Below are 13,860 nucleotides of genomic sequence, written 5' to 3' on the forward strand. Positions count from 1 at the left end.
CGACGGTGAGCAGCAGCAGGTCGAGTTGTTCGAGCGAGTCGGGCATGCGGGGGCGATCTTGGGCTCGCCGCGCTCGTTCCCCGCTTCCGGCTCGGCGCGGCCCGCGTACTGGCCGGGTGCTGCCGGCTACGTCAGTAAGGCGGTGTGGCAGCGGACCCGGAGGGGCGCACTTACCCCGTCCGGCGGCCACAGCGCGGAGGCGTGCGCGTGGATCAGGTCGTGGAGCCGGTACAGGCCCGGGGCCGGCTCCTGCAGGAGGTGGGCGTTCAGGAGGTGGTCCAGGAGCCGGATCGCCTGGGTGGTGGTCGTGTTCAGCAGGGCAGCGGCGGTGTCGAGGTCGAAGGCCGGGTGGAGGGCCGAGCCCAGGAGCCGGTAGGCCTCTTGCTGGTCGGCGGGCAGGCGTTCGTAGGAGCGGTCGAAGGCGGCGGTGACGCTTTGGTGGCCGGCTGTCAGTTCGGTGAGGCCGTCGGCGGCCAGGCGGTCGAGCAGGTGGTGGGCGTTCCAGGCGGGGCGGGCCTGGAGGCAGGCGGCGGCGATGCGGATGGCCAGGGGGAGGAGGCCGCAGCGGCGTACGATCTCGGCCAGGACGTCCCGAGGCGTGTCCCCGTCGCATCCGGCTGTGCGGGTGAACAGCGTGATCGCCTCTGCCAGAGGCAGGGTGTCCAGGGACAGGATGCGGGCGTTGCCCGGGCAGGTCAGGCGGTGGCGGCTGGTGACGATCACCTGGCAGCCGGGGGTGGCGGGCAGGAGCGGGAGTAGCTGGCGCTCGTCGGCGGCGTCGTCCAGGACGATCAGGAGCCTGCGGCCGGTCAGGACGCTGCGGTACAGCGCGGCGCAGTCATCCAGGTGCCAAGGGATGTGTTCCGCCGGGACACCCATGGTGCGGAGTATGCGGGCGAGGGCGGCGCCCGGTTCAACCGGTGCCGTCGCCTGGGCGTGGCCGTGCAGGTCCACGAAGAGCTGCCCGTCGGGGAAGCGAGGGGCGAGGCGGTGGGCGGCGTGTACGGCCAGCACCGTCTTGCCCGTCCCGGCCATGCCGTTGACGAAGACGACGCCCTCGTCCGGCTCGGGCATGGTGGTGATGTGGTCCTCCACGATCGCGAGTTCGCGTTCCCGGACGCCCGGCGCGGCGACGTCGGCGGGCAGCTGCCGGGGGATGGTCCACGGCCTCGGGTCAGCCGGGGCCGTGGTGGGGCGGTCGGTGGGGTGGCCACGGGCGACCGCGTTCAGGGTCGCCCGTTCCGCACCGTCCAGCTCCAGCGCCTTTGCCAGCTGCAGAACCGAGGTGGTCCGCGGCTGCAACAGCCCGTCGTTCTCCAGCCGACGCACCGTCCTGACATTCAGGCCCGCCCGTTCGGCGAGTTGCTCCTGCGTCAGCAGCGCCCGCCGGCGCCACATGCGCAGCAGCGCCCCCAATGACATCCCGGCACCCCCGTCTTCTTCATCGGTCCCGCCCCCGCGAACAGCCACGACCATCGAAACCGCGTCCCGGCTGTTCAGGCCACTGGTCGGACGGCATTGGACGGAATCGGACGGAGCGGATGAATCCGGCTATCCGCGCAAACGTGATTGAGGGCGTGCGGGCGATTGGCGAGAATTAGCGCCATGGGCGAGCGAGGCGGGGGCGGCCGATCCCACGATGTGTGCCCTTACCAAGGTCTGGTGCCGTTCGAGGGCGCGAAGGCCGAGCTGTTCTTCGGGCGTACGCGGGCGACCCGCAGCCTCCTGGATCGCCTGGGGAGGCGGCTGGCGCGGCACGGATCCATCCTGCTGGTCTCGGGCGCCTCGGGGGTGGGCAAGTCGTCGCTGCTGCGGGCGGGGCTGATGCCGGCGCTGGCGGAGGGGATGCTGCCGCTGGCCGGGTCGCAGGACTGGCCGCGCCTGTTGGTGACGCCGAGCGCGAAGCCGTTCGGCGCGCTCGCCGGGGTGTGGGTGGGGGAGTTCGGCGGGCTGGTCGAGACCGTGGCGGAGCGATTACGGGAGGATCCGGGGGAGGTCGTCGCGGGAGCCGGGCGGTTCGTGCTGGTGGTCGACCAGTTCGAGGAGCTGTTCACCCTGGTGGGCGACGAGCGGGAGCGACAGGCGTTCGTACGGGCCCTGCACGCCCTGGCCGAGAGCGCGGACGGCGGCGGGGTGATCGTCGGGGTACGCGCCGACTACTGGGACCGGTGCGCCGCCTACCCGCAGTTCGCCGAGGCGATCCAGGACGGTCAGGTCATCGTCGAGCCGATGACGGAGCCGGACCTGCGGCTGGCCATCACCGGCCCGGCGGCCGCGGCGGGCCTGGAGCTCGAACAGGGGCTGGTGGAGATCATCCTGGCGGAGCTGCGCGCCGGCGACCGGTACGAGGCCGGCGCCCTGCCCCTGCTCTCCCAGGCCCTGCGCAACACCTGGGAGCGGCGCGAGAAGGACACCCTGACAGTCCGGGGATACGAGGACTCCGGCCGGGTACGCGACTCCGTACGACGTACGGCCGACGAGGCCCTCGACGGGCTGCGGCCGGACGATCGCAAGGCTGCGCTCAGGTTCTTCCGGCGGATGACGACGATCACCGCGGGCGGCCGGGTGGCGCGGCGCCGGGCGACGCTGGCCGAGCTGCACGCCGCCGCGTCGGCGCGTTCGGCGGAGGACCTGGAGCGGACGGCGGCGCTGCTGTCCGCGTTCGCCGACCGGCGCCTGCTCACCCTGCACGAGGACAGCGTCGAGATCGCCCACGACGCGCTCCTGACGGCCTGGCCCACCCTGCGGCAGTGGCTCGAACCGGACCTCGCCGCGCAGACGGTGTACGACGGGCTCCTGGAGGCCGCCGCCCAGTGGGCGGAGAACCACCGCGACCCGGCTTTTCTCTACCGGGGGCCCCGGCTGCTGGCGGTCCAGGACAGCCGGCCCCGCTGGGAGCGCGACCCCGACAGCTTCCCCCCGCCCGGCGCCACCGTGGAGAGCTTCGTCACGGCCTCCACGCGGGAGGCGCGGCGGGTGACCCGGCGCCGCCGGCTCGTCATGTCGGGTCTGGCAGCGCTGTCGGTCCTCGCCCTCGCCGCGGCCGGCACCGCCGTCAACGCGGCTGCCGACGCGAACTGGCAACGCGGTCTGGCCAGCTCCCGCCAGTTGGCGGCGCAGAGCGAGGTCACCGGCGACACCGCTCTGGCCTCGATGCTCGCCGTGGCGGCGTGGCGGATCGCGCACACCAACGAGGCCAGGAACCGGGTGCTGACCGCGGCGACCCGTACCGGCAGGGGGACGCTCACCGGGCACCAGCGGGGCGTCACCGCGGTGGCGTTCAGTCCCGACGGCGCGACCATCGCGACGGGGGGCGACGACGGGACGGCGCGGTTGTGGGACACGGCGACGCGGCGGCAGCTCGGCGCCGCGATCACCCGGGCGAAGTACGACTGTTCGAGCGTGCGGCTGGCTGTCAGTCCCGACGGCCGGACGCTGGCCACGGCGTGCCTCGACAGCGTCCGGTTCTACGACGTGGTCACCCGTCGCGAGCTGGGCGCCGAGGTGAAGGCCGAGGGGGTCGTGGCGGCGCTCGCGTTCAACCCGGATGGGAGAACGCTGGCGACCGGCGACCGCAGAGGCGTGGTCCAGCAGTGGGACGTGGCCACGCGCCTCCCGCACGGGGCTCCCATGGGCCGTCCGGACGAGGGGCACGCCATCCACGGGGTGACGTACAGCAGGGACGGGAAGATCCTGGTCACCGCCGGGGAGGACAAGACCGCGCGGCTCTGGGACACCGCCACGTCCCGCCAGCTCGGCGCCCCCTTCACGGGGCACACCCAGGCCGTCGGGGACGTGGCGCTCAGCCCGGACGGGTCGACCCTGGCAACCGTGAGCTGGGACCGGACCGGCCGGGTGTGGGACGTGGCCACGCGCAAGCCGAAGGGGATGCTCAAGGACCGCACGGCCGGTTACTACTCGGTCGCCTTCAGCCCGGACGGCACGCGGATCGCGACCGGCGGGGACAGCGGCCGCACCGTGGTGTGGGACACGGCCAGCCGGCAGCAGCTGTTCGCGCTCTGGGACAACTACGCCAGTGTCGACGACATTGCGTTCAGCCCGGACGGGAGCGTGCTGGCCGCCGCCAGCAATGACGGCGTGGTCCGGCTGGCCGACCCGCAGGTCCTCCAGCAGAAGGGGACCCGCGTGCCGGCGCTGGGGGCCGTCGCGCTGAGCCCGGACGGGCGGATTCTGGCCACCGGCGTCCCCGACGAGAAGAGCCCCGACCTCCAGCTGTGGGACGCGGCCACCCAGCGTCCTCTCGGCCCGCCGCTGCATCCCGAGGGCGCCCGCCGTGTGGCGGCGTACCGGGTGCAGTTCACTCCCGACGGGCGGACACTCCTGTCGGAGGGCTCGGACGGGATACGGCTCTGGGACGTCGCGAGCCGCCGCGAGGTCGCGCACGAGAAGTCGCTCGCGTGGGCCAGGATCAGCTCCGACGGCAGGTTCGTCGCCGCACAGCGGGACAAGTCCATCGTGTTCTGGGACATCGCGAGTCGCAGGGAGACCGGAGCGCGCATCACCATACGCGACGGCACCGACGTCATCACGGCGATGACGATCAGCCCCGACGCCACGATCGTGGCGACCGCGGGCTTCGACAACCGGATCCGGTTCTTCGACGTCGCCACCGGCCGGGAGCTGCCCGGCCCGACGTTCACGGCTCACGGCGGATTCGTCAACGACCTGGCCTTCAGCCCCGACGGGCAGCGGCTGGCCGTCACGGCCTACGACAACAGCGTGCGCCTGTGGGACGTGCCGCACCGCCGTGCGGTCGGCATCGGCCTGATCGCCGAGGAGGGCATGACAACCTCGCTCGCCTTCAGCCCCGACGGGAATGTCCTCGCCACCGGCCTCACCAACGGTGAGGTGCAACTCTGGGACCTGCTGACCTACCGGCGGCTCGGCCCCGCGATGAAAGGCCACACCAAGGGCGTGACCGACCTCGTCTACAGCAACGACGGGACGACGGTCGCCACGGCCTCGGGAGACAGGACCGCGCGGCTGTGGAACGTCCGCACACCCCCCGACCTGGTGGCCGCGGCGTGTGCCAACGCGGGCCGCTCCCTCACCCGAGAGGAGTGGGAGAATCTCGTGCCCCAGGAGGAGTACCGCCAGACGTGCACGTGACCCTGGACCCGACCACGGAGAGAACAAGGATGTTCCTGCGAGGCTTACGGCGGCGGACAGGCAGGCCCGTCCCGGAACTGGTCGCGTTGTTCCGTTCGATCGTCGAGGGCGGCCGCGACTTCCACCCGATCGCGTCCGACTTCCTGGAGCACTTCATGGACGGCGCGGGCGCGTCGAGGACGATGTCACTGCGGTGGTTGCGCTCGTTCAAGGTGATCAAGAAGGCCGAGCGCAAGAACCAGCGCCGGTTCGAACGGCAGCTCGCCCGCACGGCGCGGCAGCTGCGGGAGGGGGAGTCGAGCTGGTTGCACGACTACTGGGACGTGCGGATCAACGCCTTCATCGGTACGGAGCTGTTCTACGTCAGCAGGATGAGCCTGCTGCGCTCGCAGGGGTCGTTCGTGCTGACCAGGGACGGACCGGAGGTACGCGTGTCCGGCACGGTTCGCCACCGCTGGTTCGACCCCTACGACTGGGACCGCGGCCGCTGGGTGTACATCCCCCGGCACGGGTTCGTGCCCATCGCGGTCGGCCGTGACCTGGTGGAGGCCGACGAGGCCCGCAACTTCCTGATGGAGTCGCGCCATGTGCAGACGCTGGAGGGCCGGTGCCTGGAGGGCCGGTGGCCGCGGCGCGGCAGGGACGAGTTCGGCTGGGCGCTGGTGCGGGCGGGAGGGGAATGATCGAGGAGCGTCCCCGTCCGCCCGATCCCGCCGAGGCGGGCAGCACGGCCGACTTCGTACGGTCGCTGGCCCGGCTCAAGCAGTGGGCGGGCGAGCCGTCCCTGAGCAAGCTGCGTTCGCTCGGCGGCCAGACGACGGCCACGGACGGCGCCACGGTCGACGCGTTGCCGAAGAGCACGGTCTCGCACGTCCTGCGGCAGGAGGACCGGCTGCCGCGGTGGGATTTCGTCCGGGCCTTCGTCACCGCCTGCTTCCACTACTGCGACTACCCGGCCGAGCTGATCCCCGGCGAGCTCGAACGCTGGCGGGCGGCCAGGACGGCCCTGGCGAAACCGTCCGCCCCCGTCCCCGAGCCGCCGGCGACGCCGGCCGTCTCCACGCCCGATCCCGCCGTCGAGCTGCTGACCCGCCGCGTGGTCCGCGAGGAGGACCGGGCGCGCAAGGGGCTGCTCGGCGGCTACAACCTCGCGGCGCTCTCCTTCAGCCTGTACGGCGACACCGGCGAGACCGAGTGCGACCTGCACACGATCGGCCGGTTCTTCGGCGACCTGGGCCTGCGGCGCCTGCTGGTCGTGGGCGAGTCGGGGGCCGGCAAGACGGTGCTGGCGATCGAGCTGGTGCTGCAACTGCTGGAGCCCGTGCTCGCCGCCGGCGGCCGGCTCGACCAGGGGCAACTGGTGCCGGTACGGCTGAGCGCGGCCCGCTGGACCCTCGGCAGGCCGTTCGAGGACTGGCTGGCCGAGCAACTGGCGCAGGACTTCGGGCTCGCGGCCAGGGACGCGCAACGGCTGGTACGCGATCGCCGGGTGCTGCCGGTGGTGGACGGGCTGGACGAGCTGGACCCCGAGCCGGCGTCGGGCCCGCCGCGCCGGGCGATCGGGCTGCTGGCCGAGCTCAACCGCTACAGCGACCTGTCCGGCCGGCGACCGGGCGCGGTCGTCGTGACCTGCCGCGCCGACCGTCACGCCGAACTGCGCGAGGCCGGGGCCGGGCTCGACAACGCCGCCAGGATCCACCTGCACAACCTGACCGGCCGGCAGATCGGCGCGTACCTGCGCACCCGCTGGCCGGACGGGCACCCCTGCGGCGAGCACCGCGAGGCCATCCACGGGGCGCTGTCCGGGCCGGCGGGCAAGGCCGTGCACGCCGCTCTCGCCACGCCCTGGCGGCTGGTGCTGACCGTGACCGCCGTGGAGTCCGGCGCCGATCCCGCCGGGCTGCTCCGCGTGGATCCGGGGCTCGACACCGGTGAAGGGGTGGCGCGGATCGTCAGGAGGCTGCTGGAGGCGTACGTGCCGGCGGCGACCGTGCTGGCGCCCCGTACCGCCCACGGGGCTCCGTACCAGGCGGAACAGGTGCGGTCGTGGCTCGTGCACCTGGCCGCCCACCTGCGCTGGCAGGCCGCCCGGGGCGCCGAGGTGGACCGGCCGCCGCCTGGCCTGACGGCGATCGACATCGTTCCGCACCTGCTGTGGCCGATCGGCGGCCGGCGGCGGGTCTGGGCGCTGCACTGCCTGGTCTGCGCGCTCTTCGCGGTCATCGCGATGCTGGCGTACTGGACGGGGTCGGCGGCTGACGACGCTGGAGCCGGCCCTGAGCAGTTGCTCACCCTGACGCTGATGGCGGGCTGGGTGGCGATCGCCACCGGCCTGTCGTTGTCGCCCTGGCCGGCCGCCGCCGGTGGGCGCAGCGAGGTCCCCCGCCGGCGGCGCGTGATCGGCGGCCTGCTGGGCGCCCTGGCGGGCACGCCCGTCGGGGTGCTCGGCGGCCTGGCCGGACTCGTGCTGACCGGGGGGAAGGTCTTCGGGTCCGGCTTCGCCGTCACCGCGGGCGGCACCGGAGGGCTGGTGCTGGGCGCGGTCATCGGGCTGACCGCGGCAGGGCAGCGGGGCGCCGAGCGGATGACCGTCCTCGAGGTGCTCCACGCCGAGCCCATCACGCTGCTGGGCTTCGGGGTGTGCGGCGCGATCATCGGGCTGGTGCCGCTGCGGCTGGCCCACGCCGGCCCGCTGCCGCTGGCCGTGGGGCTCGCCGGGACCTTCGCCCTCGCCTTCACGCTGGGGGTCGTCTTCAAGATCGCTACCGGGGGCTGGAGCAGGGATGCCGAGCTGGCCCACCCGCGGGAGGCACTGCACCGCAACCCGACGATCGGGCTGGCCTTCGGCCTCACCGGCGGCGTCGGCGCCTTCCTCGTGTTCGTCATGAACACCGGCGTCGTGGAGGCGCTGGTGTGCGCGCTCGTCGGCGGCGTGACCTTCGGGCTGTCCTTCGGGGCGATCGCCTGGGCCCGTACGATGATCGGGCTGGTCGTCGCGGCCATGCGCGGCCTGCTGCCGCTGCGGTTGTGGGCCTTTCTCGACTGGGCCTGCGAGGCCCGGCTGTTGCGGGTCAGCGGCGCCACGTACCAGTTCCGGCACCGGGAGCTCCAGGACTTCCTGACCCCCTCCGACGGCGACCGGTGAGCTCAGGGCCGCTCGGCCGGGGGGATGAACGTGAAACGTGCCGAACAGCGCTGCGTGCGGCTCGCCTGGGCGGGCGTCAAAGCTCGCTGCGCCGCCACTGCTCGATCTCGTCCTCCAGCGCCTGCTCATTCAGCATCGGGACGAACACGTTGGTCGCCCATGCAGTGAACAACCGCACGAAATCGGGGTCCTCGTCGTTCGCCTCGCCGTTGACGTGGAACCACGAGATCAGTGGGGCGGCGTGCGGATCCTGCGCGTCGCAGCCTGAGCACAGCACCACCCCGGTGTAGCCCTCCACCCGCGTGCCGGCGGCGTTGTACCAGCCGTTCGGCACGCGTGCGTACAGCAACCCCTCGCGGCCGCAGCGGGGGCACTCCGGCGCGTCGTCGGAGCTGATGACCTCGATCCGCCGGCTCAAAGCGACAGTGCTTCCGGACCGAGCAGCGCCTTGATATCGGCGGCGAAGCTCGGTTCGGCGTTGACCGGCCACTCCGGTAGCGACATCACCATGACCTTGCCCGCCGGCCGCCGCAGGTTGATGTGCAGCGGTACGCGGCCCTGGTGCATCTTGAGCACCTGGCGCAGTTCGTCCAGCAGGGTCGGAGTGATGCGTTCTTCCCGCAGGAGAAGCGTGATCGGGGCGCCGGACTCGCTGTTGACACCGGACACGTCGATGAGGGTCATCTCCTGGGCGAAGACCGAGATGGCGCCGTCCCGGTTGTTGATCTGGCCCTTCACCGACACCACGATGTCCGGCCGCAGCTCCGGCCCGTACAGCTCGTAGTTGCGGGGGAAGAACAGGCATTCGACGGCGGCGTCCATGTCCTCGACCGTGAGGATGGCCCACGTGTTGCCTGCCTTGTTGACCCGCCGGTCCACCTTGGTGACCAGGCCGGACACCTGGACGTCGCCGCGGTCGTCGCGGCCGCTGTCCAGCAGGTCGGCGATCGTGGTGTCCCGGCTCCTGGCCAGGAGGCGTTCGGTGCCGGCCAGCGGATGGTCGGAGACGTACAGGCCGAGCATCTCCCGCTCGAAGTCGAGCTTGGTCTTCTTGTCCCACTCGCCTTCGGGGACGGCGATCGTGAACGCCGCGTCGTCGCCGGTGTCGTCCATCCCGCCGAACAGCGAGTCCTGGCCGTGCGCCTCGTTCTTCTTGATGTCGATGACGGACTCGACGGCCTGCTCGTGGATCATGAGCAGGCCCTTGCGCGGATGTTCGAGGGAGTCGTACGCGCCCGCCTTGATCAGCGATTCGATGACGCGCTTGTTGCAGGCGGTGAGCGGCACCTTGCCGAGGAAGTCGTTGAAGTCGGTGAAGCGGCCCTTCTCCTTGCGGGCCTTCACGATCCCTTCGACGACGTTCTCCCCGACGTTGCGGACCGCGCCCATCCCGAACCGGACCTGCGTGTCCCCGACCGCGACGAAGTCGAGCTGGGAGTCGTTGACGTCGGGCGGGAGCACCTGGATGCCCATCTTGCGGCACTCGGCCAGGTAGACGGCCGCCTTGTCCTTGTCATCGCCCACCGACGTGAGCAGGGCGGCCATGTACTCGGCGGGGTAGTTGGCCTTCAGGTACGCGGTCCAGTAGGCGACCAGACCGTAGCCGGCGGTGTGGGACTTGTTGAACGCGTACCCGGAGAAGGGCAGCATGACGTCCCACAGCGCCTGGATCGCCTCGTCGCTGTAGCCGTTGCCGCGCATGCCGGCCTGGAAGTTGGCGAACTCGGCGTCCAGGATCTCCTTCTTCTTCTTGCCCATGGCGCGGCGCAGCAGGTCGGCGCCGCCGAGGGTGTAGCCGGCCAGCTCGCGGGCGACGGCCATGATCTGCTCCTGGTAGACGAGCAGATGGAAGGTGGGGCCGAGGATCGGTTCGAGCGCTTCCTTGAGCTCCGGGTGGATCGGCTCGATGTCCTGGCGGGCGTTCTTGCGGTGGGCGTAGTTGGTGTGCGCGTTGGCCGCCATCGGGCCCGGCCGGTACAGGGCGAGCACGGCGGCGATGTCCTCGAACCGGGTCGGTTCCATCAGCTTCAGCAGCGACCGCATGGGGCCGCCGTCGAGCTGGAACACGCCGAGCGTGTCGCCGCGGGCCAGGAGCTGGTAGGTCTTGGCGTTGTCGAGCGGCATCGTCAGGGTGTCGAGCTCGACGCCCCGGTTCTGCTTGATGATCTTGATGGCGTGGTCGATGATGCCCAGGTTCCGCAGTCCCAGGAAGTCCATCTTGACCAGGCCCATGTCCTCACAGGACGGGTAGTCGAATCCTGTGATGACCACGCCGTCCTTGTCCCGCATGTGCATGGGGATCAGGTCCAGCAGCGGGGTCGAGGACAGGATGACCGCGGCGGCGTGCACGCCGGTGCCGCGGATCAGCCCTTCGATGCCGCGGCCGGTGTCGATGACCTTCTTGACGTCGGGGTCGTTCTCGTACAGGGCGCGCAGCTCGGTGCCCTCGTTGTAGCGGGGGTGGCTCTCGTTGAACATGTCCGCGAGGGGGACGCCCTTGCCCATGACGTCCGGCGGCATCGCCTTGGTGATCTTGTCACCCATCGCGAACGGATAGCCGAGAATCCGGCTCGAGTCCTTGACGGCGGCCTTGGCCTTGATCGTGCCGAACGTGTTGACCTGCGCGGTGAACTCACTGCCGTACTTCTGGGTGACGTAGGCCACCATGCGATCGCGCTGGCGGTCGTCGAAGTCGAGGTCGACGTCCGGCGGGTTGATCCGCTCAGGGTTGAGGAACCGCTCGAACAGCAGGCCGTGCTCCAGCGGGTCGAGCTCGGTGATGCGGGTGGCGTACGCCACGATCGAGCCGGTCGCCGATCCACGGCCGGGCCCGACCGGGATGCCGTTGTCACGGGCATATTTGCAAATGTCGGCCACGACGAGGAAGTACGAGGAGAACCCCATCGGACCGATGACCTTCATCTCGGTCTCGTACCGATCCATCACCTCGGCCGGAATCGGGGCGCCGTACCGCATCTCCAGGCCGCGCTCGCATTCCTTGCGCAGCCACGACTCCTGGGTCTCCCCCTCGGGCACGTCCGGATAGTCGGGCATCCGGTCCACCTGGGCGAACACGTCGCCGTAGTCGCCGATCATCTCGGCCACGAGCAGCGTGTTGTCACATGCCTCGGGCAGCTCCGGGAACAGGGCGTACATCTCGTCGGCGGGCTTGAGGTAGTAGCCGGATCCGTTGAACCGGAACCGGTTCGGGTCGTCCTTGTTCTTGCCCACGCCGACGCAGAGGAGGCTGTCGTGGGCGTCGGCCTGGTCCTCGGTCACGTAGTGGGAGTCGTTGGTGGCCAGCAGCGGAATGTTGAGCTGCTTGGCCAACCTGAGCAGGTCCTCGCGGACCTCCCGCTCGATGCTGATGCCGTGGTCCATGAGCTCCAGGAAGTAGTTCTCCTTACCGAAGATCTCCTGGTACTCGCCGGCGACCTTGACGGCTTCGTCGTACTGGCCCAGCCGGATCCGGGTCTGCACCGCGCCGGACGGGCAGCCGGTCGTGGCGATGATCCCGGTCGCATACTGCGAGATCAGGTCCTGATCCATGCGCGGCTTGGAGTAGTAGCCCTCGAACGACGCCAGGGACGACAGCCGGAACAGGTTGCGTAGCCCGTTCGCGTCCTTGGCCCACATGGTCATATGGGTGAACCGGCCACCGCCGGAGACGTCCTTGCCACCTTCGCCGTCCGCCACGCCGGTCTCGGCCCGCTGCCCCCAGAACACCGGCTTCTTCACGAACCGGCTGTGCGGGGCCACATACGCTTCGATCCCGATGATCGGTTTGACCGGTGTGCCCGACGCGACCTTCTGGAACTCGTACGCGCCGAACATGTTGCCGTGGTCGCTCATGGCGATCGCCGGCATGTCCAATCGTTCGGCTTCTTTGAACAGCGGCTTCAGCTTGGCCGCCCCGTCCAGCATGCTGTACTCGGTGTGGACGTGCAGATGCACGAACGACTTGCTCACCCGTTCCCCCAACTTCGCATCGGCCCGGATCCTCGCATGAGCCTATTCCGTCTCGCGAGGCTCATGGGGCATCGCGCCCGGAGGGCGGGAAGGTTGTTGCGAGGCTGTTGTTGACGCTGCGTGAAGGACATACCACACCGACCGTGAGCTGGGGAAACGCCTGCGTCTGCCGCCACGCGGGAGAAGACGCTCTCCGTCCATACCCGCCGTTCGGCAGAGTCGAACATATGAGCGACCTGCGCAGCCCGACCACCTCCGATACGGCGAGTCTGCGTTCACCGACGGTGCTCGCGACCTAGGCTCCAAGCGCGGCCCGGCTCGGGCGGCAGATCCCCCGGCCTTGGCTACACGGATTGTCCAGCCGATCCACAGGACAGTCGCTGCGGGAGAGACGAATGGAGTGGTTGGTCTCGCTGCTCGGGGCCGCGCTCATCATGGCCGCCCTACGAGACCTGTTCCACACGCTCTGGCACCCCACCCGCCACGGAGGGCTGAGCCGGCTCGTCATGGCGGCGTTGTGGAAACTGACCCGGCATCTCCGGGCGCGCAGGCGTGTCGTGGGGCTCGTCGGTCCGCTCGCCATGGCGACGGTGGTCGGCATGTGGGCCGTCACCATCATCCTGGGCTGGGCCATCGTCTACTGGCCCCACATGCCGGAGGCGTTCGCCTTCGCACCCGGTTCCGGGCTGTCGCAGGAGCCGGCACTCCTCGACTCCGTCTACCTGTCGCTCGTCATGGTCGCCACCCTCGGGCTCGGGGACATCGTGCCTGTCGCGGGCTGGCTCCGCGTGGTCTCGCCTCTGGAAGCCCTCGTCGGCTTCGTCCTCCTGACGGCCACCGTCTCCTGGGTGCTGGAGATCTATCCGACGCTGACGCGCCGGCGGGTGCTCGCGATCCGGTTGGCGCTGCTGCACCGCTCGGACCCGTCCATGCGGCAGCTCGACTGCGCTGCGGGTGCGTCATTGCTGGGCAGCCTGGCCACCGAGGTGGTGCGTGTCCGTATCGACTTCACCCAGTACGCGGAGGCCTACTACTTCCATGACGGTGAGGACCACTCGTCCCTGGCGGCCACGATCGGCTATGCCACTCGCCTCGCCCAGCGCGGGCAGGCAGCCCGACGGGCAGATGTGCGCCTGACGGCCGACCTGCTCGCCGGCGCGTTGGAAGACCTCGCCACCATCCTTGACCAGCGTTTCCTCCACACGAATGGGACACCCGCGGAGGTATTCGCCGCGTACGCGGCCGACCACGGTCGCGCCCTCACCGGGGCCTGAGCGCTGCTCATCCCATCGGTACGGCGACCCGCTCGGCAACGCCTCCAGCACGGGTGTGCCGGACCCGGGGCGGTGCGGCGGGCGAATTCCGCATAAATGCAAGGGTGCCGTCACGATCCGACATGGCGCCGTGTGTCGCATCAGCCGCCTCTGTCCGCCGGGCCATAGTGGTCGAGCCGGCTGCCTCTTCAGGCGAGCGGGTCTGCACCACCGGTGCGCCGAGCCACGCGTGGCCCTGAAAGGTCCGCACGCCACAGGCACGACAGGGCGCGTGCGCGTCCACGAACGAGAAAGCTTCCACCACACGCATGACCAAGAGGGACCGAATCCGAGCAGCGGGCA

Annotated in this window: 7 protein-coding genes; 4 read left to right on the forward strand and 3 right to left on the reverse strand. The window is 70.7% G+C overall.

The features are described from left to right. Positions 1-126: 126 nt before the first annotated feature. Positions 127-1,422, reverse strand: a complete 1,296-nt coding sequence (locus tag AB0L65_RS30715) for an NB-ARC domain-containing protein (protein ID WP_364252023.1) — start codon at positions 1,420-1,422, stop codon at positions 127-129. Positions 1,423-1,605: 183 nt separating this feature from the next. Between AB0L65_RS30715 and AB0L65_RS30720 the strand changes: the two genes are divergently transcribed. From AB0L65_RS30720 to AB0L65_RS30730, 3 genes are read left to right on the forward strand one after another with little or no spacing between them, the layout of a single operon-like run. After that, positions 1,606-5,130, forward strand: a complete 3,525-nt coding sequence (locus AB0L65_RS30720) for a WD40 repeat domain-containing protein (protein WP_364252026.1) — start codon at positions 1,606-1,608, stop codon at positions 5,128-5,130. A 29-nt stretch (positions 5,131-5,159) separates the two neighbouring features. After that, positions 5,160-5,813, forward strand: coding sequence for a hypothetical protein (locus tag AB0L65_RS30725; RefSeq protein ID WP_364252029.1), 654 nt, complete (start codon positions 5,160-5,162; stop codon positions 5,811-5,813). Next, positions 5,810-8,275, forward strand: a complete 2,466-nt coding sequence (locus AB0L65_RS30730) for an NACHT domain-containing protein (protein ID WP_364252032.1) — start codon at positions 5,810-5,812, stop codon at positions 8,273-8,275. The genes AB0L65_RS30725 and AB0L65_RS30730 overlap by 4 nt, the downstream gene beginning before the upstream one ends. A 76-nt stretch (positions 8,276-8,351) precedes the next feature. Here AB0L65_RS30730 and AB0L65_RS30735 read toward each other — a convergent pair whose 3' ends face one another. Beyond that, the gene (locus AB0L65_RS30735) at positions 8,352-8,693 is read right to left on the reverse strand and encodes a DUF6300 family protein (RefSeq protein ID WP_364252035.1); all 342 of its coding nucleotides are present in this window, start codon (positions 8,691-8,693) and stop codon (positions 8,352-8,354) included. Continuing rightward, a complete protein-coding gene (gene dnaE, locus AB0L65_RS30740; RefSeq protein WP_364252038.1) occupies positions 8,690-12,244 on the reverse strand; it encodes a DNA polymerase III subunit alpha in 3,555 nt (1,184 codons plus the stop codon). Before dnaE ends, AB0L65_RS30735 begins: the two co-directional genes overlap by 4 nt. A gap of 395 nt (positions 12,245-12,639) precedes the next feature. Between dnaE and AB0L65_RS30745 the strand changes: the two genes are divergently transcribed. Further along, a complete protein-coding gene (locus AB0L65_RS30745; protein ID WP_364252041.1) occupies positions 12,640-13,518 on the forward strand; it encodes a potassium channel family protein in 879 nt (292 codons plus the stop codon). Positions 13,519-13,860 lie beyond the last annotated feature (342 nt).

Source organism: Nonomuraea sp. NPDC052116, from assembly GCF_040680035.1.
Taxonomy (GTDB): domain Bacteria; phylum Actinomycetota; class Actinomycetes; order Streptosporangiales; family Streptosporangiaceae; genus Nonomuraea; species Nonomuraea angiospora_A.

Bases quoted from the DNA above. Each gene is read 5' to 3' on its own strand.
- AB0L65_RS30715 (WP_364252023.1), bottom strand. From the start codon at position 1,422: ATGTCATTGGGGGCGCTGCTGCGCATGTGGCGCCGGCGGGCGCTGCTG.
- AB0L65_RS30720 (WP_364252026.1), top strand. From the start codon at position 1,606: ATGGGCGAGCGAGGCGGGGGCGGCCGATCCCACGATGTGTGCCCTTAC.
- AB0L65_RS30745 (WP_364252041.1), top strand. From the start codon at position 12,640: ATGGAGTGGTTGGTCTCGCTGCTCGGGGCCGCGCTCATCATGGCCGCC.
- AB0L65_RS30730 (WP_364252032.1), top strand. From the start codon at position 5,810: ATGATCGAGGAGCGTCCCCGTCCGCCCGATCCCGCCGAGGCGGGCAGC.
- AB0L65_RS30725 (WP_364252029.1), top strand. From the start codon at position 5,160: ATGTTCCTGCGAGGCTTACGGCGGCGGACAGGCAGGCCCGTCCCGGAA.